Here is a 19,965-nt window from a genome sequence, read left to right as displayed (position 1 = left end):
GCTTTGATGATCTTGTCAGATTAGCTGTCGAGCGCCGGACGCTCGCTAATCGCGATCCGCTGCGGGATAACCGCTTCCGGTTCATTGCGGGTGAGATCGATATGCAACAAACCGTTGTTGAAGGTGGCTCCGGAGACTTCCATATTTTCGGCAAGAGTGAAGCTGAGGCTAAAGGCCTGGCTTACCAGCCCCTGATGCAGCCACTTCGTCTCTTTTTCCGCCTGCTGCGGCGTACCTTTCACGCTCAGGCGCGTCCCCTCCAGCTGAATGTCCAGATCTTCCTGACGGAAACCGGCCAGCGCAAGGGTAATGCGATAGTGGTTATCGTCGCTTTTTTCGATGTTATAAGGTGGGAAGCTCTGGCTTTCACCGGCGGTTTGCAGAGCATTGGCCAGTTTGTCAAAACCGATCCATTGACGCAGCAGTGGGGATAAATCGTAGTTACGCATAATGTGTTTCTCCTTCTAAGAAGCGAGTGAATACCGCAGGTTTGATAACCCGCATCTGCCCCCTGACGGCGAGCAAGTTTCAATATCGGGCCGCGCGGGCGACCCAACGGGATTAGTTGATTTCGATACGGCGCGGTTTATCCGCTTCCGGGATCACGCGTTCCAGTTCGATATACAGCAGACCGTTCACCAGGTTAGCCCCGCGGATGTGGATGTTCTCCGCAATCTGGAATTTGCGCTCAAAGTTGCGCTCGGCAATGCCCTGATAGAGGTAAGTACGCTCTTTCGGCTCACCGGCATGGGCACCTTTGACGATCAGCAGATTATCCTGGGCGGTGATCTCCAGTTCGCTTTCGGCAAAGCCGGCAACGGCGATCGCAATGCGATAATGGTTTTCGTCTACCAGCTCGACGTTGTACGGAGGGTAGCCGCCATTACTTTGGCTCTGATTGTTTTCTAACAGATTAAAAAGGCGGTCAAAACCAATAGCAGAACGATACAGCGGAGAGAGATCGAAATTACGCATAATAAATAGCTCCTGAAATCAGCGAGAATTTTATGACCTTCCATCATGGACAGGTCGTTATTACCCGGAATACCCCGCAGGCGTATTCTCATTGGGCCACGTTTCTAAAATGGGTTTCCCACCGCGTTTTTCAAGACGAATGCAGCAATTTTTTTTGCAGTTTGCCGACGATTGCTTAGACTGGGGGTAGCACAAAAGGCAAAATGCGATGCCTGCCACAGTGCAGCGTAATAACGCTATGCATTCAGAGGATGGCTCGATATAACCGATAAATGGTTATCTCAATGCCCGAAACAATAATGGAAGAATGATGAAAAGCGGTTTGTTAAAGCTGGTCCTGTTCGGCGGAATGGTAGGCTTGAGCGGTTGCTCCAGCGTGATGTCTCATACCGGTGGCAAGGAAGGAACCTACCCGGGAACGCGTGCCAGCGCGCAGATGCTGGGCGATAGCGATGCCAACTGGGGAACAAAATCCCTGGTGGCGATAGATATGCCTCTCACCGCGGTGATGGATACGCTGCTGCTGCCGTGGGATATGTTCCGTACCGATAGCTCGATAAAATCGCGCGTTGAAAAAAGCGAAAAAGAGTCGCTGGCGACCAATTCGGTTATCCCGCCAGCGTCAATGACAACCCCTTGATTTAACGCGTAACCTCGGTGGTCCACAGCTGACGATAGCCGCCCACCTCCGCCATCCATGCCAGATATTTGCCATCCGGCGAAAAGACGATCGCGTCCGCTGAAGGCGAGCTTTCCCCCTCGGCAGTCAAAAACGTCACCGCACCAGATCGAGCGTGGCAAAGCGCAATCCGATTCTCCAGCACAAATCCCAGCCATTCGCCCGACGGGTGCCAGTTAAACGCCGACTGAATATCCGAGCGATTAGCGGTTAGCTGCCGCAGGCGGCTACCCTGCGGCGAAATCAGCCACAGCTGAACCACGCCGGCATCATCGCGCATCAGAAACGCAATCTCCGTCGCCTGCGGGTTAGCCCGTACCCAGTGGCGCGGCGCGGTGGTTAATCCGGGATAGCGGCGGTCGTGAGTAAAGGTCAGGCGCCGCTGCATCACCCCGGCCGGCGGCGCGGGGAGCGTAGTATCGGTCCCCGCCAGCGGCGCGTCGCCCTGCTGCTTCCAGCCTTGTTCGCTATCCGGCAAGGCGACGATAAACAGCTCGGGAACCTTTTCACCTTCTGCCGATAGCGTGTCGCCAATAAAAGCCAAAGCATGGTTACCGACCCAGCCCTCTTCATAAGCGCGGTTGATTTCATCGCTGCCCGGCGTCGGCTCAGGCGTCGTCCGGCTGACCAGCACGCACCAGTGGCTACCGCCATATTCACGCGGATGCTGCCCGCGCGGTACTACCGGGCCATAGGGCGCGGCCACCCCAACGTTGCGCAGATCCAGCGCGGGCGAGCGCTCATGCAGCACGTGATCGTTATAGGTAAAGCTGACCAGCTGACCATCAGGGCTATAAACATGGACGTGGCTACCGCCGCGCAGCGCGCCGGCGGTATAAGGAGCGGTGATATCCATCGCATCAAGGTTACGGCACTCGCCCTGAAACGACACCACGCCGCGACGGTGGTGGAAATCATAATGCCATCTTTCATCCGGGTGCTCGGGGCCGTGAATAAAAACGTAGGCATCTTTCGTTGGATGAACGGTCACCACGCCAACGTGAGCGCCCTGCTGCGCGCGATAGATAGTCTCTACCGCCCCGGTGTGGACGTTGACCCGCTCAATCGTCTCCCCGGTGAAGGAGGCCCCGGACGGGCGGACGTCAAAAACCAGCCACTGGCTATCCGCAGTCCAGACGCGAGTATTGGTCAACTGATGATGACGAGGGGCAAAAGTGATTTGTTTCATAGGACTACCCTGATGCACGGCGTTCGCATCAGGGTATAGTATCGGCAAGAATTAGCCTACACGTTTAATATCGCCCACCAGCACAATGTAGGAAAGCGCGCCAATCAGAGCCACGACGGCAATATAAACCAGAGCAGGAGCAAAACCATATCCCTGCGCCAGGTAGCCAATGACCAGCGGAACGGTGATCCCGCCCAGACCGCCGACAAAGTTAAACACCCCGCCGGTCAGCCCAATCAGGCGCATCGGCGCAAGCGATGACACCAGTGACCAGGTGATAGAAGCAAAGCCGTTGCCGAAGAACGCGATGGCCATCAGGGTCATAATCCATACCGGATCGTTGGTGTAATTCGCGCCGATAATACAGGTCGATATCAGCAGCCCGCAGATAATAGGCGTTTTACGCGCGGCGCCCAGCGACACGCCTTTTCGCACCAGCTTGTCCGCCAGCCAGCCCGAGAGCAGCACGCCAACAAACGCGGCAAGGAACGGAACCGTGGTCATAAAGCCCGCTTTTAGCGCGGTAATCCCCTTTTCCTGAGTCAGGTAGTTGGGGAACCAGGTCAGGAAAAACCACAGCGTGGAGGTGACGGCAAACTGCCCGAGGTAGACGCCGACCAGCTTACGATGGAATACCAGCTTCCAGTCGGCTTTGGTCATCGGCTGCCGCGCCTCTTTTTTGACCGGCGCATCGCCATCCACCAGACCGCCGCCGTCGCGAATATAGTCCAGCTCGGCTTTGCTGATGCTTTTAGTCAGGCGCGGAGGCTGGTAGACCTTGAACCAAACTAACGACCAGACAATACCGATAGCGCCGGTGACGATGAATACCCAATGCCAGCTCAGCAGCTCCTGAATCCAGATCAGCAGCGGCGTAAGGAATGCCAGCCCCACAAACTGACCGGAGGTGTAGAAGCCGACCGCCGATGCGCGTTCATGCTCCGGGAACCAGCTGGTCACCATGCGATTATTGGTCGGGAAAGCCGGGGCTTCAAAAATGCCCGTAATCGCTCGCAGACCAATGAGCGACATCAGCCCCGTGGCAAAGCCCTGAAACAGCGTCGCCACCGACCAGCCAAAAATGGCAATAAAGTAGGTCATTCGCGAACCTACGCGGTCGAGGAACCAACCGCCGGGGATTTGACACAGCGTATAAAGCCAGGCAAAAGCAGAAAAAATATAGCCCATTTCCGTTTTGCTAATACCAAACTCTTCCTGAATATGCGCTGACGCGACGGCAAGATTAGCCCGATCAACGTAGCAAATAACAACGGTAATAAAGATCATAACCAGCGTCAGATAACGACGACGCCCGGGTTTTGCAGCTGTCACTGAAATATCCATAGCAATCTGTCTCCAGATTTTGGGCATAGCGAAGCCGCTCACCATGCCCGGTAAATTACAGAGGGTTTATTTGAATTTTTTATTAATAACTTAACCGTAATGCGCTAAATAATTTGTGCCGGGGAAAGGTGGCATATTTTCGCATTCCCAGGAGCATACATTAGTATGTGACTGGGGTAAGAAAATGCAGCCAACGCATCACCAGTGCAAAGTATGACGCACATTACCATTCGGCGACGGAACCATCCTCATGACGCCACAATGGATTACGCCAGTCCGGCGCATTTTTACTGAGTTCAATCACTCTGGCTTCATCAATTTCCACTCCCAGCCCAGGCTTCATTAACGGTTTAAAGAAGCCGCCTTCCATACTGAAGTCTTCTTTATTTTTCACAAAGTCGAGCAGCTCCGCGCCCTTGTTGTAGTGAATGCCCATGCTTTGTTCCTGGAGGACCGCATTGCGCGCGACGAAATCGACGTGCAGGCAGGCGGCCAGGGCGATCGGGCCCAGCGGGCAGTGCGGCGCCAGCGCCACGTCATAAGCCTCAGCCATTCCGGCGATTTTATAGCATTCGGTGATCCCTCCGGCGTGCGACAGATCCGGCTGCAAAATGGCCAGGCCGCCCGCTTCCAATACTCGCTTGAATTCGAAGCGCGAGAACATACGTTCACCCGCCGCTAGCGGAATATGGGTCTGCGCCGCCAGTTTTGGATAATATTCCGCCTGCTCCGCCAGCACCGGCTCCTCAATAAATAGCGGGCGATACGGTTCCAGCTCTTTAATCAGCACTTTAGCCATCGGCGCGCTGACGCGGCCGTGGAAATCAAGACCAAACTCAATTTCATTGCCGAAGGCTTCGCGGATTTGCGCCACGGTATTGACCGCTGCGTCTACCGCACGGGAATTATCAATAACCCCCATCTCTTCGCAGCCGTTTAATTTGAAGGTATCAAAGCCAATCCCGCGCAGCTTTTTAATACCATCGATAACTTCCGCCGGGCGATCGCCGCCAACCCAGCTGTAGGCTTTAATTTTGTCCCGCACCAGGCCGCCCATCAGCTGCCATACCGGAGCATTCAGCACTTTGCCTTTGATATCCCACAGCGCCTGATCGATACCGGCAATGGCGCTCATCAAAATAGGGCCGCCGCGATAAAAACCGGCGCGGTACATCACCTGCCACAGGTCGTTAATACGCGCCGGGTCCTGGCCAATCAGATATTCCCCCAGCTCATGCACCGCCGCTTCGACGGTGCGCGCGCGCCCTTCAATCACCGGCTCGCCCCAGCCAACAACGCCTTCATCGGTTTCAATTTTCAAAAACATCCACCGCGGAGGTAAACGGTAAGTAGTCAGTTTGGTTATTTTCATTGCACAGCCTCTCGATATGCTTTAACAAATGCGGCAGCCTGCCGGGCGGTGCGTTCAACGGACTGTCCGGCACGATAAAGATCGCTCCCCAGCCCGGCACCGATACAGCCGGCATCAATCCATTGCGCCAGGTTCTCCGGCGTTACGCCACCGACGGCGAAGACGGGGACCTCTGGCGGTAAAACGGCTTTCAGCGCCTTGATATAATCCGGGCCAAAAGCGGAGGACGGGAACACTTTCAGCGCGCCGGCACCCGCATCGAGCGCGGTGAAAGCCTCAGTAGCCGTAGCGCATCCGGGACAGACGGTCATCCCGTAGCCCACCGCACGGCGAATCACTTCACTTTGAACGTTTGGCGTAACGATAAGCCGACAGCCCATCTTCGCCAGCTCGTCAACCTGCTCCGGCTGCAGCACGGTACCTGCGCCAATCAGCGCCCGATCGCCAAACGCCTCGACGATGGCCGGAATGCTTTGCTGCCAGCGGGGCGAGTTCAGCGGGATTTCGACGGCATCAAATCCCGCATCGATAACGGCGCCCACGTGCGCCAGCGCCTCTTCCGGCGTTATGCCGCGCAGAATTGCGACCAGCGGAAGCCTGGTTTGCCACTGCATATGCGATGCTCCTTATTTAGACAAAATCATTCAGAATGCGTCGGGACAACGAGCCCGGTCGCTGGCTAAATTCAGCGAGCAGGCGCGGCCAGTAAGGAGGCCGATTGAATGATGAACCGTATACCCGCCTGGAAAGCCGTATCGCCGGAAATAACCGTCGCCTGACGGCCAAATGCAACCAGCGCCTGCTGATAGCGGTTCGCCAACGCCTCTCCGGCAACGATAGTAATCTGCTGGTCAATCACGCTTTCGCTCATGGTGGCAACCTCGGCGCCAATCAGCAGGCCGGATAAAAATTCGCTGACGTGCTCGCGCGGTAGCGTGCCCAGCACGTGCGAAGCGCGAACCTGAAAGAGCTGCGCTAAAACGGCGGGCGATGTCAGCCCGCGCTCGAGGCCGGCGGAAAATGCCTCCGCTGAGGTTTCCTGCTGCGGCAGGCCGGCGCCCACCAGCGAATGGTGCAGTAATAAATGGTGCAGTTCACCGGTCATCACGGTGCGAAAATCAAGAATTTGCTCGCGATCGGCCTGCACCCATTTGCAGTGGGTGCCGGGCATCACATAGACAGAGGAGGGAGCAATCGCGCGCGCGCCGAGCAGCTGCGTCTCTTCGCCGCGCATCACGTTGCGGTTATCGTCCCGGGAGACGCTAAGGCCGGGAACGATCCAGATATTGTCGCCAACGGCGGTTAACTGTTGGCAAATAGCCGAAAAATGGGCGGGAACCGGTAGGTAAGGGGCGATTTTCCAGCCCACGTTGCTGCCGACCATCCCCGCCATCACCGTTGGCGTGGCGTCATCGCGCCAGCTTTCGGTTATCTCGCTAAACACCGCAGCCGGGGACCTGCCGTTGAGGCGGGTTACGCCAGCTTCCGACTGCCTGCTCTCCAGGCACCTGTCGCCCTGGAAAAGCCAGGCGCGCAGATTGGTCGATCCCCAGTCAATTGCGATGTAGCGAGATGTCATGTGATTTCCTTCAGCCTTCGTGTTGAGCTGGCGATCATGGTGAGCGCCGCCTGCTCCGCCGCTTCGCTATCCTGATGCCGGATGGCATCAAACAGCGCCTTATGTTCCTGGAGGGTTTTCGGCATGTTGCCTTCATCACCCATCCAGGTTCGTTCAAATACCGCTCTCTGCAGCGAGCTGATTGCCACGCTCAGCTGCTGTAACACCGGGTTATGTACCGACTGCAGCACCGCTTCGTGATAGCGAATGTCGGCTTCGTTAAAGGCATCCCGGTCCTGGTTATTGGCAATCATGTCGTTGAGCGCTTCTTCGATTTGCGCTAAATCGCTCGAGGTTGCGCGTTCAGCCGCCCAGCGGGCGATGGCCGGTTCCACCAGGTTTCGTACTTCGCTCATCGCGCCAATCAGGCGCGGGTCGTAATCATTCTCCAGCACCCACTGCAGCACCTCGGTATCAAGGTAGTTCCAGTGGTTACGCGGTGCGACGAAGGCGCCGCGATAACGCTTCATTTCTATCAGCCGCTTGGCCATCAGGGAGCGGAACACTTCGCGAATAATATTGCGCGAGGTTTCAAACTCTTCACACAGCTCCGCCTCAGCCGGCAGCGCCGAGCCGGGAACGTATTTGCCGCTGACGATCTGGTTGCCCAGCGTGATAACGATGCGATCGGTTTTATTGAGAGTCATGGAGAGTCCTTGTGCTCTGTATGTCCTGCTCTACTTTACCGTGACCGCCGGATTTCGCCTCAACTTTGTAGTACTAACGTGATAGCACTCATCATTACCGTGGCCTTAATGTAGTACAACCATATCGTGTTGTACTACAATTTAGATCACAAAAACGACAATTGATGATAAGAATATTGATGGCGGGGAAACGGCAGGCATAAAAAAACCCGCGAGGGTCGCGGGTTGGTTCCAGGGGAAGAGGGATTAATTCAGAACATACTTTTCAATGGCATACGCCACGCCATCTTCAAGGTTAGATTTAGTAATAAAGTTTGCCGCTTCTTTAACGGTCGGTATCGCGTTATCCATCGCGACGCCAACGCCGGCGAACTCAATCATCGCAATATCGTTTTCCTGATCGCCAATCGCCATGATCTCTTCCTGCTTGATATTCAGCGCATCGGCCAGCGACTTCACGCCGGTACCTTTATTGACCCGCTTATCGAGGATCTCGAGGAAGTATGGCGCGCTTTTCAGCACGGTATACTTCTCTTTCACTTCTGCCGGGATGCGGGCGATCGCCTGGTCCAGAATCACCGGCTCATCAATCATCATGACCTTCAGCAGCTGGATGTTGGGATCCATATTTTCTGCTTCACAGAAGACCAGCGGGATGGTTGCAACGTAGGATTCATGCACCGTGTAGTAGCTCACATCGCGGTTGGCGGTATACAGGGTATTGCGGTCAAGCGCGTGAAAATGGGAGCCGACGTCGCGGGAAAGCTGTTCCAGATAGCGGTAGTCATCATAGCTCAGCGCAGTTTGCGCGACGGTGCTGCCGTCGCTTGCCTTCTGCACTAACGCACCGTTGTAGGTGATGCAGTAGTCTCCCGGCTGCTCCATGTGCAGTTCTTTCAGGTAGCTGTGCACGCCGGCATACGGCCGACCGGTGGTCAGCACCACGTTGACGCCGCGCGCGCGCGCCGCGGCAATCGCGGTTTTAACGGCAGGAGAGATGGTATGGTCTGGCAGCAGAAGCGTGCCGTCCATATCAATTGCAATCAGTTTAATGGCCATGAGATCCCCAGGTAAGATGAGTCCTGACTCATGCTAACGCGATTCCGCTCAAAAAACAGCAACAGAAGCCAGGGAAAACGAGGATAGGTTCGGCAGGGGCATTCCCCTTTTCCGGCTGAAAAAAAACCGGATGACGCCGTTGAGCGTGCGATCCGGGTTTATCAAACGGTTACCCCGGTCAGCGAAGCGCTATACCGGGGAATTCGCGGCTTAGATATCGATATTCGCCGCTTTCAGGGCGTTTTCTTCGATAAATGCGCGGCGCGGTTCAACGGCGTCGCCCATCAGGGTGGTGAACAGCTGGTCAGCGGCAATCGCATCCTTAACGGTGACGCGCAGCATACGGCGGCTATCCGGGTCCATTGTGGTTTCCCACAGCTGATCCGGGTTCATTTCACCCAGGCCTTTATAGCGCTGGATAGAGAGCCCGCGGCGGGACTCTTTCACCAGCCACTCCAGCGCCTGCTCAAAGCTGGCAACCGGCTGACGGCGTTCGCCGCGTTCGATAAACGCGTCGTCTTCAATCAGGCCGCGCAGCTTCTCGCCCAGGGCGCAGATACGACGATATTCGCCGCCGGTCACAAACTCATGATCCAGCGGATAGTCGGTATCTACACCATGAGTACGGACGCGAACAATCGGCTCGAACAGCTGCTGTTCCGTGTTTTCATGAATATCAAACTTCCACTGGCTGCCGTGCTGCTCATTTTCGTTCAGGTCGGTTACCAGCTTATTCACCCAGCGGGTTACGGCCTGTTCGTCCGCCAGTTCAGCTTCGCTCAGCGTTGGCTGGTAAATAAGCTCTTTCAGCATCGTTTTCGGGAAGCGACGCTCCATGCGGCCAATCATTTTCTGCGTTGCGTTGAACTCGGCAACCAGCTTCTCTAACGCTTCGCCAGCCAGGGCAGGGGCACTGGCGTTGGTGTGCAAGGTGGCGCCATCGAGGGCGATGGAGATCTGGTACTGATCCATCGCTTCATCGTCTTTAATGTACTGTTCCTGCTTGCCTTTCTTCACTTTGTACAGCGGCGGCTGCGCAATGTAGACGTGACCACGTTCGACGATTTCCGGCATCTGACGGTAGAAGAAGGTCAGCAGCAGGGTACGAATGTGCGAACCATCGACGTCCGCATCGGTCATGATGATGATGCTGTGGTAGCGCAGCTTATCCGGGTTGTACTCGTCGCGGCCAATGCCGCAGCCCAGGGCGGTGATAAGCGTAGCGACTTCCTGGGAGGAGAGCATCTTGTCAAAACGGGCTTTCTCAACGTTGAGGATTTTACCCTTCAGCGGCAGGATAGCCTGGTTTTTACGGTTACGGCCCTGCTTGGCAGAACCGCCCGCGGAGTCCCCTTCCACGAGGTACAGTTCGGACAGCGCCGGGTCGCGTTCCTGACAGTCAGCCAGCTTGCCCGGCAGGCCAGCCAGGTCCAGCGCGCCTTTACGACGGGTCATCTCACGGGCACGGCGTGCCGCTTCGCGCGCGCGCGCAGCATCGATAATTTTACCCACCACGATTTTGGCGTCTGACGGGTTTTCCAGCAGGTATTCGTTCAGCAGCTCGTTCATCTGCTGCTCTACCGCGGTTTTCACCTCGGAGGAGACCAGCTTGTCTTTGGTCTGCGAGGAGAACTTAGGATCCGGTACTTTCACGGAGACTACGGCAATCAGGCCTTCGCGGGCATCGTCGCCGGTCGCGCTGACTTTGGCCTTTTTGCTGTAGCCTTCTTTATCCATGTAGGCGTTCAGGGTACGGGTCATCGCCGCGCGGAAGCCCGCAAGGTGAGTCCCGCCGTCGCGCTGCGGAATGTTGTTGGTAAAGCAGTAGATATTTTCCTGGAAGCCGTCGTTCCACTGCAGCGCAACTTCGACGCCGATACCGTCTTTTTCGGTGGAGAAATAGAAGATATTCGGGTGAATTGGCGTTTTGTTCTTGTTGAGATACTCAACGAACGCCTTGATGCCGCCTTCGTAGTGGAAATGGTCTTCTTTGCCATCACGCTTATCGCGCAGGCGGATGGAGACGCCGGAGTTCAGGAACGACAGCTCGCGCAGGCGTTTTGCCAGAATCTCATATTCGAACTCGATCACGTTGGTGAAGGTTTCATAGCTCGGCCAGAAACGTACCATGGTGCCGGTTTTTTCGGTATCGCCGGTTACGGCCAGCGGCGCCTGCGGCACGCCGTGGGCGTACATCTGACGGTGAACTTTATTATCGCGCTGAATCACCAGCTCCAGCTTCTGCGACAGGGCGTTAACCACGGAAACGCCTACGCCGTGCAGGCCGCCGGAAACTTTATAGGAGTTATCATCAAACTTGCCGCCTGCGTGCAGTACGGTCATGATGACCTCTGCCGCCGATACGCCCTCTTCCGGGTGAATACCGGTCGGAATGCCGCGGCCATCATCCTGTACGGAGACGGAGTTATCGCTATGGATGGTGACAACGATGTCTTTACAGTACCCTGCGAGCGCCTCGTCGATAGCGTTATCCACAACCTCGAATACCATGTGGTGCAGACCGGTGCCGTCATCCGTGTCGCCGATATACATACCCGGGCGCTTACGCACCGCATCCAGCCCTTTCAGGACTTTGATACTGGAGGAGTCATAAGAATTCGACATCAACGTTTCTCGCTCATTTAATCTTGGGTTAATCCGTTATTTTACCCTTTTCCACGGTGAACATCTTCGAATTTTTGTCCGACATGTCCATTACGTGCTCAGCGCTTATTGCGCTGACGAAAACCTGCGACTGCGTGGCTTTTAAGCGGCTGGCAAGCAGCCCGCGCCGCGCGTCATCAAGTTCCGAGGCAAAATCATCTATCAGATACAGACAGCGTCTCCCGCTTTCGCGGGTTAAAAACTCTCCCTGTGCCAGCCGTAGCGCGCACATCAGGAGTTTGAGCTGCCCACGTGACAAAGTATCTTCGACCGGCGCACCATCGGCACGTATGCGGAAATCCGCTTTGTGCGGGCCGTGGGCGGTGTAGGTCAGCATGCGGTCACGCTCGAAGTTTCTCTCCAGTACCTCGGCGTAATCCGTGTCTTTTTCCCAGCCGCGCTGGAAGGAAAAGGTCAGAGAGAATTCAGGTAAAAACTGCTTACAGGTATCCGCCATGTCTTCGACGATAGCGGCGCTGTAATCGGCACGCCAGCGGCTAATTTGCTCCGCCAGCGGGATAAGCTCCAGGTCCCAGGGCCGAATTTGAGCATAGCGGCCGACCTGACGCAGCGCGGCGTTGCGCTGCTTCAGCAGGCGCTTCAGGTTGCTCCAGGCGGTAAAAAACCCGCTCTCATTGTGAAAGCATCCCCAGTCAAGAAAGGCTCTTCTGTATTTGGGGCCGCCGTTGAGTAAAGTGAACCCTTCCGGCGTAATCAGCTGCATCGGCATTAAATGCGCCAGCTCAGCGACTTTGTGCCCATCGGTACCGTCAATACGGACCTTGCTGTCACCGAGCTTATCTTTAGTCAGGCCGATGGCGACCTCGCGCTCGTTATCCTGTAAGCGTCCGTGCAGGATAAACGACTCCTGCTCATGGCGGATAACGCGGCCAATTTGCAGGCTGCGAAACGCCCGGCCGTGACCGAGCGTATAGATGGCCTCGAGCACGCTGGTCTTGCCGCTGCCGTTGGCGCCAACCAGGAAGTTAAAGCCAGGAGATAAAGCGAGATCCGCATCTTCAATATTGCGGAAGTCTTTGATGAGTAATCGGGTCAGCGACATATCAACTCATAGCCAGGGCGTTATCGTCGCAGCCAGTTTCAACGCGGACTGCGCACAGGCCCTGGAGCGTACACGAAGTACGTGACAGGGGCGAGCACAGCCCAGGTTGAAAATGGCAAGTAAGATAGCCCGATATTCTTTACAAGCGCATAGGCATGACAACGTAGGCTGCGGATTGCGACGCCGCATCCTCAATCTGCACGCTCGAAACCGAATCGGTCAGCAAAATACGCACGTTTTCGCACTTCAGCGCATTCAGCACGTCCAGCACGTAGCTGACGTTAAAGCCGATTTCCATTTCGCTGCCGGAGTAGGAAACGTCGAGGATCTCCTCCGCTTCTTCCTGCTCCGGGTTATTGGCGGTGATTTTCAGCTGATTTTCGCTCACGTACAGACGCACGCCGCGGAACTTCTCGTTCGACAAAATCGCCGCCCGGGCAAACGCCTGCTTGAGAATATCGCAGCCTGCATCCAGATGTTTATCCGGATTCTTCGGCAGCACGCGGCGGTAGTCAGGGAAGCGACCGTCAACCAGCTTCGAGGTAAAGATGAAGTCACCGACGTGGGCGCGGATATTGTTGCTGCCAATCTGCACGCGCAGCGGCGTATCGCCGCCGTCGAGCATGCGCATCAGCTCAATCACCCCTTTACGCGGTACGATCACCGAATGGTCAGGCAGCGATTCCCCCAACGGCATAGAGCAGACCGCCAGGCGGTGCCCGTCGGTGGCGACGGTGCGCAGTTCGTCGCCTTCGGTTTCAAACAGCATACCGTTTAAGTAATAGCGGACGTCCTGATGGGCCATCGAAAACTGGGTGGCTTCAATCAGGCGCTTCATCGTCGCCTGCGGCAGCGTGAATTCAACTTCGCTCTGCCAGTCGTCGAGATTAGGGAAATCTGCGGCAGGGAGCGTCGATAGCGAGAAGCGGCTGCGCCCGGAGCGCACCAGCATCCGATCGCCTTCCAGCTGAACCGCGATCTCCGCCCCTTCAGGTAGGCCACGGCAGATATCAAAGAATTTACGTGCCGGAACCGTCGTTGCGCCCGTTTCATGCGGTTGCATCAGCGCAACGCGCGCCACCATTTCCATTTCCAGGTCCGTGCCGGTGAGCGACAGCGCGCCTTCCGAGACCTGAAGCAGCAGGTTACCGAGAATGGGCAGCGTCGGACGACCACCTAACGGGCCGCTTACCTGTTGCAGCGGTTTTAATAAATGTTCACGTTCTACGGTAAATTTCATAGCGTCACGAGGATAATGTTCTGATTAAATTGGAAAAATCTTCTTTGATATCGTGGCTTTCTTCACGCAGCTGCTCAATCTTACGGCAGGCGTGCAGCACGGTGGTATGGTCACGGCCGCCAAACGCATCGCCAATTTCCGGCAAACTATGGTTGGTCAGCTCTTTGGCCAGCGCCATCGCCATCTGACGAGGACGCGCCACCGAGCGGGAGCGGCGCTTGGAGAGCAGATCCGCTACCTTAATCTTATAATACTCCGCCACCGTCTTCTGAATATTGTCGATGGTGACCAGCTTTTCCTGAAGCGCCAGCAGATCGCGCAGCGCTTCGCGGACGAAATCGATGGTAATCGCCCGGCCGGTAAAGTTGGCGTTAGCGATAACGCGGTTCAGCGCCCCTTCCAGCTCACGTACGTTGGAACGTAAACGCTTGGCAATAAAGAAGGCCACTTCACCCGGCAGACGAATGTCGTTTTCGTCCGCTTTTTTCATCAGGATCGCCACGCGGGTTTCCAGCTCCGGCGGCTCGATCGCCACCGTCAGCCCCCAGCCGAAGCGTGATTTCAGACGATCCTCAACGCCGTTGATCTCTTTCGGATAGCGATCCGAGGTGAGAATGATCTGCTGATTACCTTCCAGCAGGGCGTTGAAGGTGTGGAAAAACTCTTCCTGCGAGCGCTCTTTATTCGCAAAGAACTGAATATCATCGATCAGCAGGGCGTCTACGGAGCGGTAGTAGCGCTTAAATTCTTCGATCGCGTTGTTCTGCAAGGCTTTCACCATGTCCTGAACGAAGCGCTCGGAGTGCATATAGACCACTTTGGCGTTCGGTTTGCGCGCAACAATGCCGTTACCGACCGCGTGCAAAAGGTGGGTTTTACCCAAACCGGTACCGCCATAAAGGAATAACGGGTTGTAGGCGCCACCCGGGTTATCCGCAACCTGACGCGCCGCAGCGCGGGCCAGCTGGTTAGACTTACCTTCGACAAAGTTATCAAAGGTATGCTTGACGTTGACGTTGGAGCGGTAGGTCGGTTCCGCCGGCGCCGGGACGTTATCCCAGCCCGGGCGCACGATCGTCGGCGCTACGCGCGTCATCTGAACCTGCGCGGCCGGGACGGTTGCCGCGACGTTATTTACCGCGCCGCGCTGCGGCTGTACTGCCGGTTTAGTGCCGACTTCAAACCGCAGCTGTGGGGCATCAGCACCGCAAAAATCATTGAGGAGTCCATTGATATTATTGAGGTATTTATCCCTTACCCAATCGAGCACAAAACGGTTTGGCGCATACAGTGCCAGCGTGTTATCGCTCAGTTCCGCCTGCAACGGGCGTATCCACATACTGAATTCTGTGGCTGGTAACTCATCCTGCAATCGGGCAAGACACTGCTGCCAAAGCGAAAGTGACACGGCGGACTCCACTCGAACGTAAAATCGATATAAAGAAAAAAAGAAACAATCGTGATTGTTGGCACACGTCGACAAGGCCCTGCATAAGCCGAAAGCCCCTGCACAAAAGGGGTGACGTGCGAACCGCTATCTGCGGTTTTTGTCCGATGCGGATCCGGGGATCGCGATCGGGACCGGGGATCATAGCCTAAACTGAAAAAGATATCTTGTGTTTCTCAACAGATTCTTCCCGTTTTATCCACAGGAAGGATCGAAGCCGGGTAAGTGTAATCGATCCAGGGAAAGGAGGGGCACGATTTCGCCCACATATTGGAAAAATTAATGAGCTATGCCGGTTTTGGGCCTAAACGATCTAACAAAGATCCCCTGCGATCCTTGCGCTTTACCCGTCAGGCCGTATAATCCTCCACCCGGTGCGTAATGCCCGTTTTCCGCAGCCTGTCTCAGCTCATTTTTTGTGCGACAAGGTGTGAGAAATAAGGAAAGAGAATTGACTCCGGAGTGTACAATTATTACAATCCGGCCTCTTTAATCACCATCGCTGAGGCGTTAGCCGTTCGAAGTTCGTTCGGGTATACGCAAAAGTCAGTGAAATTATTCAAGTTTAGGTAGAAACCGCCATGAAACGCACTTTTCAACCGTCTGTACTGAAGCGCAACCGTTCTCACGGCTTCCGTGCACGTATGGCTACTAAAAATGGTCGTCAGGTTCTGGCACGTCGTCGTGCTAAAAGCCGTGCTCGTCTGACCGTTTCCAAGTAATAAAGCTAACCCTGCGTGGTTAAGCTAGCATTTCCCAGGGAGTTACGTTTGTTAACTCCCAGTCATTTCACTTTCGTCTTCCAGCAGCCACAACGGGCTGGCACGCCGCAAATCACCATCCTCGGCCGCCTGAATTCGCTGGGGCATCCCCGCATCGGTCTTACTGTCGCCAAGAAAAACGTCAAACGCGCGCATGAACGCAATCGGATTAAACGTCTGACGCGTGAAAGCTTCCGTTTACGTCAGCATGAACTCCCGCCAATGGATTTCGTGGTGGTGGCAAAGAAAGGGGTTGCCGAACTCGATAACCGTGCTCTCTCGGAAGCGTTGGAAAAATTATGGCGCCGCCATTGTCGCCTGGCTCCCGGGTCCTGATAGGCCTTATACGGGTCTATCAGCGCCTGATTAGTCCGCTACTCGGGCCGCATTGTCGTTTCACTCCAACCTGCTCAAGCTACGGAATTGAGGCATTGCGCAGGTTTGGGGTGGTAAAAGGCAGTTGGTTGACAGTGAAACGCGTATTAAAATGCCACCCTTTACACCCTGGTGGTGACGATCCCGTCCCGCCTGGACCATTTGATACCAGAGAACACTAACGATGGATTCGCAACGCAATCTTCTTATCATCGCTTTGTTGTTCGTGTCTTTCATGATCTGGCAAGCCTGGGAGCAGGATAACAATCCGCAAGCCCAGCAACAGCAGACCACGCAGACAACGACCACAGCAGCGGGTAGCGCCGCCGACCAGGGCGTACCGGCCAGTGGCCAAGGGAAACTGATTACGGTTAAAACAGACGTGCTTGATCTGACCATCAACACCCGCGGTGGTGATGTTGAGCAAGCGTTGCTTCCGGCTTACCCGAAAGCGCTGAAGTCTACCGAACCGTTCCAGCTACTGGAGACCACTCCGCAGTTTATCTATCAGGCACAGAGCGGTTTAACCGGTCGTGATGGCCCGGATAACCCGGCGAATGGCTCTCGTCCGCTGTATAACGTCGATAAAGATGCGTTTGTGCTGGCCGACGGCCAGAACGAAATCGTCATTCCGCTGACGTACACCGACCAGGCCGGCAACGTATTCACCAAAACGTTCACCCTGAAACGTGGTGAGTATGCGGTGAACGTAGGCTATAACGTACAGAACGTCGGCGAAAAACCGTTGGAGATCTCCACCTTCGGTCAGCTGAAACAGTCTGCTAACCTGCCAACCGCCCGCGATACGCAAACCGGTGGCCTGTCTACGATGCACACCTTCCGCGGTGCCGCGTATTCAACTGCAGATGCCAAGTACGAAAAATACAAATTCGATACTATCGTCGATAACGAAAACCTGAACGTCAGCACCAAAGACGGTTGGGTCGCCATGCTGCAGCAGTACTTCACTACCGCATGGGTTCCGCATAACAGCGGCACCAACAGCTTCTACACCGCGAACCTCGGTAACGGTATTGTCGCTATTGGTTACAAATCTCAGCCGGTTCTGGTACAGCCGGGTCAAACCGATAAGCTGGAAAGCGTGCTGTGGGTCGGCCCGGCAATTCAGGACAAAATGGCTGCCGTTGCGCCGCACCTCGATCTGACCGTTGACTACGGCTGGCTGTGGTTTATTTCTCAGCCGCTGTTCAAGCTGCTGAAATGGATCCATAGCTTCCTCGGCAACTGGGGCTTCTCCATCATCGTTATTACCTTTATCGTTCGTGGCATCATGTACCCGCTGACCAAAGCGCAGTACACCTCCATGGCGAAGATGCGTATGCTGCAGCCGAAGATTCAGGCAATGCGTGAGCGTCTGGGCGATGATAAACAGCGTCAAAGCCAGGAAATGATGGCCCTGTATAAAGCGGAGAAGGTTAACCCGCTGGGCGGCTGCTTCCCGCTGATTATCCAGATGCCTATCTTCCTTGCGCTGTACTACATGCTGAGCGCCTCGGTTGAACTGCGTCATGCGCCGTTTATCCTGTGGATCCACGACCTGTCTGCACAAGACCCGTACTACATCCTGCCGATCATCATGGGCGCAACGATGTTCTTCATTCAGAAGATGTCGCCGACGACCGTGACCGACCCGATGCAGCAGAAGATCATGACCTTTATGCCGGTCATCTTCACGGTGTTCTTCCTGTGGTTCCCGTCTGGCCTGGTGGTTTACTATATCGTCAGCAACCTGGTCACCATTATTCAGCAGCAGCTGATTTATCGTGGTCTGGAGAAGCGTGGCCTGCATAGCCGCGAGAAGAAAAAAACCTGATTCTCTTCATTCTTCAAGCCGCAGATGCGTTGGCTTCGTTAGTTCGCCCCAGTCACTTACTTGAGTAAGCTCCTGGGGCCTCTCTAACTTGCCGCCTTCCTGCAACTTGAACTATTTCGAGAATATACGGTAAAGTTAATGCCAGAGAAGGCGGTCAATAGACCGCCTTTTTTACATTTACATAGAGAGTCATCATGAGCCATAACGACACTATCGTCGCCCAGGCAACCCCACCGGGACGCGGTGGTGTGGGCATCCTGCGCATCTCCGGCCTGAAGGCGCGCGAGGTCGCGCAGGCGGTGCTCGGCAAGCTGCCAAAGCCGCGCTATGCCGACTATCTGCCGTTCAAGGACGTTAACGGAACGGCGCTGGATCAGGGCATCGCGCTGTGGTTCCCTGGGCCAAACTCCTTTACCGGCGAAGACGTCCTCGAGCTGCAGGGCCACGGCGGCCCGGTCATTCTCGATCTGCTGCTCAAACGCATCCTGACCCTTCCGGGCCTGCGCATTGCTAACCCGGGAGAGTTCTCCGAACGCGCGTTTCTCAACGATAAGCTCGACCTGGCTCAGGCCGAGGCGATTGCCGATCTGATTGACGCCAGCTCCGAGCAGGCGGCGCGTTCGGCGCTAAACTCGCTGCAGGGCGCCTTCTCCGCGCGCGTAAACCACCTTGTGGAAGCGCTGACCCACCTGCGTATCTACGTCGAAGCGGCAATCGACTTCCCGGACGAAGAAATCGACTTCCTGTCCGACGGCAAAATAGAGGCCCAGCTTAACGACGTGATCGCCGATCTCGACGCGGTTCGCGCTGAGGCCCGTCAGGGCAGCCTGCTGCGGGAAGGGATGAAGGTGGTGATTGCCGGGCGCCCCAACGCCGGGAAATCGAGCCTGCTGAACGCGCTGGCCGGGCGTGAAGCCGCGATTGTGACGGATATCGCCGGAACCACCCGCGACGTGCTCCGCGAGCATATCCACATCGACGGCATGCCGCTGCACATCATCGATACCGCCGGTCTGCGCGACGCCAACGATGAGGTTGAACGCATCGGTATCGAGCGCGCCTGGCAGGAAATCGCCCAGGCCGACCGGGTGCTGTTTATGGTGGATGGCACCACCACCGACGCCGTCGACCCTGCGGAGATCTGGCCGGACTTTATCGAACGCCTGCCGGCAAAACTGCCGATTACCGTGGTGCGCAATAAAGCCGACGTTACCGGCGAAACGCTGGGTCTGAGTGAAGTAAATGGTCACTCGCTTATTCGCCTGTCGGCGCGTACCGGAGAGGGCGTTGAGGCGCTGCGCAATCATCTTAAGCAGAGCATGGGCTTCGAGACCAATATGGAGGGCGGCTTCCTCGCCCGCCGCCGCCACCTGCAGGCGCTGGAAGCGGCAGCCAACCATCTGCAGCAGGGTAAGGCCCAGCTGCTTGGCGCATGGGCCGGCGAGCTTCTGGCAGAAGAGCTGCGGCTCTCGCAGCAGGCCTTAAGCGAAATTACCGGCGAATTTACCTCTGACGATCTGCTGGGGCGCATTTTCTCCAGCTTCTGTATTGGTAAATAACGTTTAGTCCGTAGTCGTGCGTAAACGTTCACTAACCCGCATTAACCGGCTGTTAATGCGGGTTTTTACTTATTAACCCCCCGTTTTTCCTCCCAGGAAATCATTGTTGTCCAAATGGCAACTCGTACTGGCACGCATT

19 protein-coding genes and 1 other annotated feature are annotated in these 19,965 nt (G+C 55.8%); of the genes, 6 read left to right on the top strand and 13 right to left on the bottom strand.

Features of this window, described 5'->3' with window-relative positions; all coding sequences use genetic code 11:
• Nucleotides 1-20: 20 nt before the first annotated feature.
• The gene (gene ibpB / locus NWP14_RS15645) at nucleotides 21-449 is read right to left on the bottom strand and encodes a small heat shock chaperone IbpB (RefSeq protein WP_095102428.1); all 429 of its coding nucleotides are present in this window, start codon (nucleotides 447-449) and stop codon (nucleotides 21-23) included.
• Nucleotides 450-561: 112 nt separating this feature from the next.
• Nucleotides 562-975, bottom strand: coding sequence for a small heat shock chaperone IbpA (gene ibpA / locus NWP14_RS15640; RefSeq protein WP_095102425.1), 414 nt, complete (start codon nucleotides 973-975; stop codon nucleotides 562-564).
• Nucleotides 969-1,043: a sequence feature (ROSE (Repression Of Heat Shock gene Expression) occurs in the 5'-region of heat shock genes and acts as an RNA thermometer to modulate expression.), on the bottom strand. It overlaps the preceding gene by 7 nt.
• 239 nt (nucleotides 1,044-1,282) lie before the next feature.
• Here ibpA and NWP14_RS15635 point away from each other — a divergent pair.
• Nucleotides 1,283-1,615: a YceK/YidQ family lipoprotein gene (locus tag NWP14_RS15635; RefSeq protein ID WP_375215623.1), complete on the top strand. Its 333-nt coding sequence runs from the start codon at nucleotides 1,283-1,285 to the stop codon at nucleotides 1,613-1,615.
• Nucleotide 1,616: 1 nt separating this feature from the next.
• On the opposite strand, the gene NWP14_RS15630 is transcribed toward NWP14_RS15635, so the two are convergent.
• The 11 genes from NWP14_RS15630 to dnaA form a co-directional block, all read right to left on the bottom strand.
• Nucleotides 1,617-2,843, bottom strand: a complete 1,227-nt coding sequence (locus tag NWP14_RS15630) for a DUF3748 domain-containing protein (RefSeq protein ID WP_375215622.1) — start codon at nucleotides 2,841-2,843, stop codon at nucleotides 1,617-1,619.
• A 51-nt stretch (nucleotides 2,844-2,894) separates the two neighbouring features.
• Nucleotides 2,895-4,232: an MFS transporter gene (locus NWP14_RS15625; RefSeq protein WP_375215621.1), complete on the bottom strand. Its 1,338-nt coding sequence runs from the start codon at nucleotides 4,230-4,232 to the stop codon at nucleotides 2,895-2,897.
• A 178-nt stretch (nucleotides 4,233-4,410) separates the two neighbouring features.
• The gene (gene dgoD, locus NWP14_RS15620; RefSeq protein ID WP_095102411.1) at nucleotides 4,411-5,559 is read right to left on the bottom strand and encodes a galactonate dehydratase; all 1,149 of its coding nucleotides are present in this window, start codon (nucleotides 5,557-5,559) and stop codon (nucleotides 4,411-4,413) included.
• On the bottom strand, nucleotides 5,556-6,173 hold the full coding sequence (locus NWP14_RS15615; protein ID WP_375215620.1) for a 2-dehydro-3-deoxy-6-phosphogalactonate aldolase: 618 nt from the start codon (nucleotides 6,171-6,173) through the stop codon (nucleotides 5,556-5,558). Before NWP14_RS15615 ends, dgoD begins: the two co-directional genes overlap by 4 nt.
• A gap of 71 nt (nucleotides 6,174-6,244) precedes the next feature.
• On the bottom strand, nucleotides 6,245-7,138 hold the full coding sequence (locus NWP14_RS15610) for a 2-dehydro-3-deoxygalactonokinase (RefSeq protein WP_375215619.1): 894 nt from the start codon (nucleotides 7,136-7,138) through the stop codon (nucleotides 6,245-6,247).
• On the bottom strand, nucleotides 7,135-7,824 hold the full coding sequence (dgoR, locus tag NWP14_RS15605; protein WP_095102397.1) for a D-galactonate utilization transcriptional regulator DgoR: 690 nt from the start codon (nucleotides 7,822-7,824) through the stop codon (nucleotides 7,135-7,137). Before dgoR ends, NWP14_RS15610 begins: the two co-directional genes overlap by 4 nt.
• A 246-nt stretch (nucleotides 7,825-8,070) precedes the next feature.
• Nucleotides 8,071-8,883 carry a sugar-phosphatase gene (gene yidA, locus NWP14_RS15600; protein ID WP_045853748.1) on the bottom strand — a complete coding sequence of 271 codons (813 nt, stop codon included), beginning with the start codon at nucleotides 8,881-8,883 and terminating at the stop codon, nucleotides 8,071-8,073.
• A gap of 210 nt (nucleotides 8,884-9,093) precedes the next feature.
• Nucleotides 9,094-11,508, bottom strand: a complete 2,415-nt coding sequence (gene gyrB / locus NWP14_RS15595) for a DNA topoisomerase (ATP-hydrolyzing) subunit B (RefSeq protein WP_095102394.1) — start codon at nucleotides 11,506-11,508, stop codon at nucleotides 9,094-9,096.
• Nucleotides 11,509-11,536: 28 nt separating this feature from the next.
• Nucleotides 11,537-12,610, bottom strand: a complete 1,074-nt coding sequence (recF, locus tag NWP14_RS15590) for a DNA replication/repair protein RecF (RefSeq protein ID WP_095102390.1) — start codon at nucleotides 12,608-12,610, stop codon at nucleotides 11,537-11,539.
• Nucleotides 12,611-12,749: 139 nt separating this feature from the next.
• Nucleotides 12,750-13,850 carry a DNA polymerase III subunit beta gene (gene dnaN / locus NWP14_RS15585; RefSeq protein ID WP_095102386.1) on the bottom strand — a complete coding sequence of 367 codons (1,101 nt, stop codon included), beginning with the start codon at nucleotides 13,848-13,850 and terminating at the stop codon, nucleotides 12,750-12,752.
• Nucleotides 13,851-13,854: 4 nt separating this feature from the next.
• Nucleotides 13,855-15,258, bottom strand: coding sequence for a chromosomal replication initiator protein DnaA (dnaA, locus tag NWP14_RS15580; RefSeq protein ID WP_095102383.1), 1,404 nt, complete (start codon nucleotides 15,256-15,258; stop codon nucleotides 13,855-13,857).
• 620 nt (nucleotides 15,259-15,878) lie between these two features.
• Between dnaA and rpmH the strand changes: the two genes are divergently transcribed.
• The 5 genes from rpmH to mnmE all read left to right on the top strand — a co-directional run bounded on the left by rpmH (nucleotide 15,879) and on the right by mnmE (nucleotide 19,826).
• On the top strand, nucleotides 15,879-16,019 hold the full coding sequence (gene rpmH, locus NWP14_RS15575) for a 50S ribosomal protein L34 (protein WP_004871828.1): 141 nt from the start codon (nucleotides 15,879-15,881) through the stop codon (nucleotides 16,017-16,019).
• Nucleotides 16,020-16,034: 15 nt separating this feature from the next.
• Nucleotides 16,035-16,394 (top strand): ribonuclease P protein component, encoded by a 360-nt coding sequence (rnpA, locus tag NWP14_RS15570; RefSeq protein WP_071844868.1) that lies wholly within the window; start codon nucleotides 16,035-16,037, stop codon nucleotides 16,392-16,394.
• Complete coding sequence (gene yidD, locus NWP14_RS15565) at nucleotides 16,358-16,615, top strand: membrane protein insertion efficiency factor YidD (RefSeq protein WP_071844869.1); 258 nt, start codon at nucleotides 16,358-16,360, stop codon at nucleotides 16,613-16,615. Before rnpA ends, yidD begins: the two co-directional genes overlap by 37 nt.
• Nucleotides 16,616-16,617: 2 nt before the next feature.
• On the top strand, nucleotides 16,618-18,267 hold the full coding sequence (gene yidC, locus NWP14_RS15560; protein ID WP_095102380.1) for a membrane protein insertase YidC: 1,650 nt from the start codon (nucleotides 16,618-16,620) through the stop codon (nucleotides 18,265-18,267).
• Between the two features lie 194 nt (nucleotides 18,268-18,461).
• Entirely contained in the window at nucleotides 18,462-19,826 is a 1,365-nt protein-coding gene (gene mnmE, locus NWP14_RS15555) for a tRNA uridine-5-carboxymethylaminomethyl(34) synthesis GTPase MnmE (protein ID WP_095102377.1), read from the top strand.
• Nucleotides 19,827-19,965: the final 139 nt, after the last annotated feature.

Source organism: Klebsiella sp. C349492 (assembly GCF_042055345.1).
Classification (GTDB): Bacteria; Pseudomonadota; Gammaproteobacteria; order Enterobacterales; family Enterobacteriaceae; genus Klebsiella; species Klebsiella scottii.
The sequence above is the reverse complement of the archived record's forward strand: the minus strand, read 5'-3'. Positions and strand labels throughout refer to the sequence as shown.

What these genes read in the sequence shown, in the direction of transcription:
- ibpB (WP_095102428.1), bottom strand. Translation starts at nt 449, where the DNA reads ATGCGTAACTACGATTTATCCCCACTGCTGCGTCAATGGATCGGTTTT.
- ibpA (WP_095102425.1), bottom strand. Translation starts at nt 975, where the DNA reads ATGCGTAATTTCGATCTCTCTCCGCTGTATCGTTCTGCTATTGGTTTT.
- NWP14_RS15635 (WP_375215623.1), top strand. Translation starts at nt 1,283, where the DNA reads ATGATGAAAAGCGGTTTGTTAAAGCTGGTCCTGTTCGGCGGAATGGTA.
- NWP14_RS15630 (WP_375215622.1), bottom strand. Translation starts at nt 2,843, where the DNA reads ATGAAACAAATCACTTTTGCCCCTCGTCATCATCAGTTGACCAATACT.
- NWP14_RS15625 (WP_375215621.1), bottom strand. Translation starts at nt 4,232, where the DNA reads ATGGTGAGCGGCTTCGCTATGCCCAAAATCTGGAGACAGATTGCTATG.
- dgoD (WP_095102411.1), bottom strand. Translation starts at nt 5,559, where the DNA reads ATGAAAATAACCAAACTGACTACTTACCGTTTACCTCCGCGGTGGATG.
- NWP14_RS15615 (WP_375215620.1), bottom strand. Translation starts at nt 6,173, where the DNA reads ATGCAGTGGCAAACCAGGCTTCCGCTGGTCGCAATTCTGCGCGGCATA.
- NWP14_RS15610 (WP_375215619.1), bottom strand. Translation starts at nt 7,138, where the DNA reads ATGACATCTCGCTACATCGCAATTGACTGGGGATCGACCAATCTGCGC.
- dgoR (WP_095102397.1), bottom strand. Translation starts at nt 7,824, where the DNA reads ATGACTCTCAATAAAACCGATCGCATCGTTATCACGCTGGGCAACCAG.
- yidA (WP_045853748.1), bottom strand. Translation starts at nt 8,883, where the DNA reads ATGGCCATTAAACTGATTGCAATTGATATGGACGGCACGCTTCTGCTG.
- gyrB (WP_095102394.1), bottom strand. Translation starts at nt 11,508, where the DNA reads ATGTCGAATTCTTATGACTCCTCCAGTATCAAAGTCCTGAAAGGGCTG.
- recF (WP_095102390.1), bottom strand. Translation starts at nt 12,610, where the DNA reads ATGTCGCTGACCCGATTACTCATCAAAGACTTCCGCAATATTGAAGAT.
- dnaN (WP_095102386.1), bottom strand. Translation starts at nt 13,850, where the DNA reads ATGAAATTTACCGTAGAACGTGAACATTTATTAAAACCGCTGCAACAG.
- rpmH (WP_004871828.1), top strand. Translation starts at nt 15,879, where the DNA reads ATGAAACGCACTTTTCAACCGTCTGTACTGAAGCGCAACCGTTCTCAC.
- yidD (WP_071844869.1), top strand. Translation starts at nt 16,358, where the DNA reads ATGGCGCCGCCATTGTCGCCTGGCTCCCGGGTCCTGATAGGCCTTATA.
- yidC (WP_095102380.1), top strand. Translation starts at nt 16,618, where the DNA reads ATGGATTCGCAACGCAATCTTCTTATCATCGCTTTGTTGTTCGTGTCT.
- mnmE (WP_095102377.1), top strand. Translation starts at nt 18,462, where the DNA reads ATGAGCCATAACGACACTATCGTCGCCCAGGCAACCCCACCGGGACGC.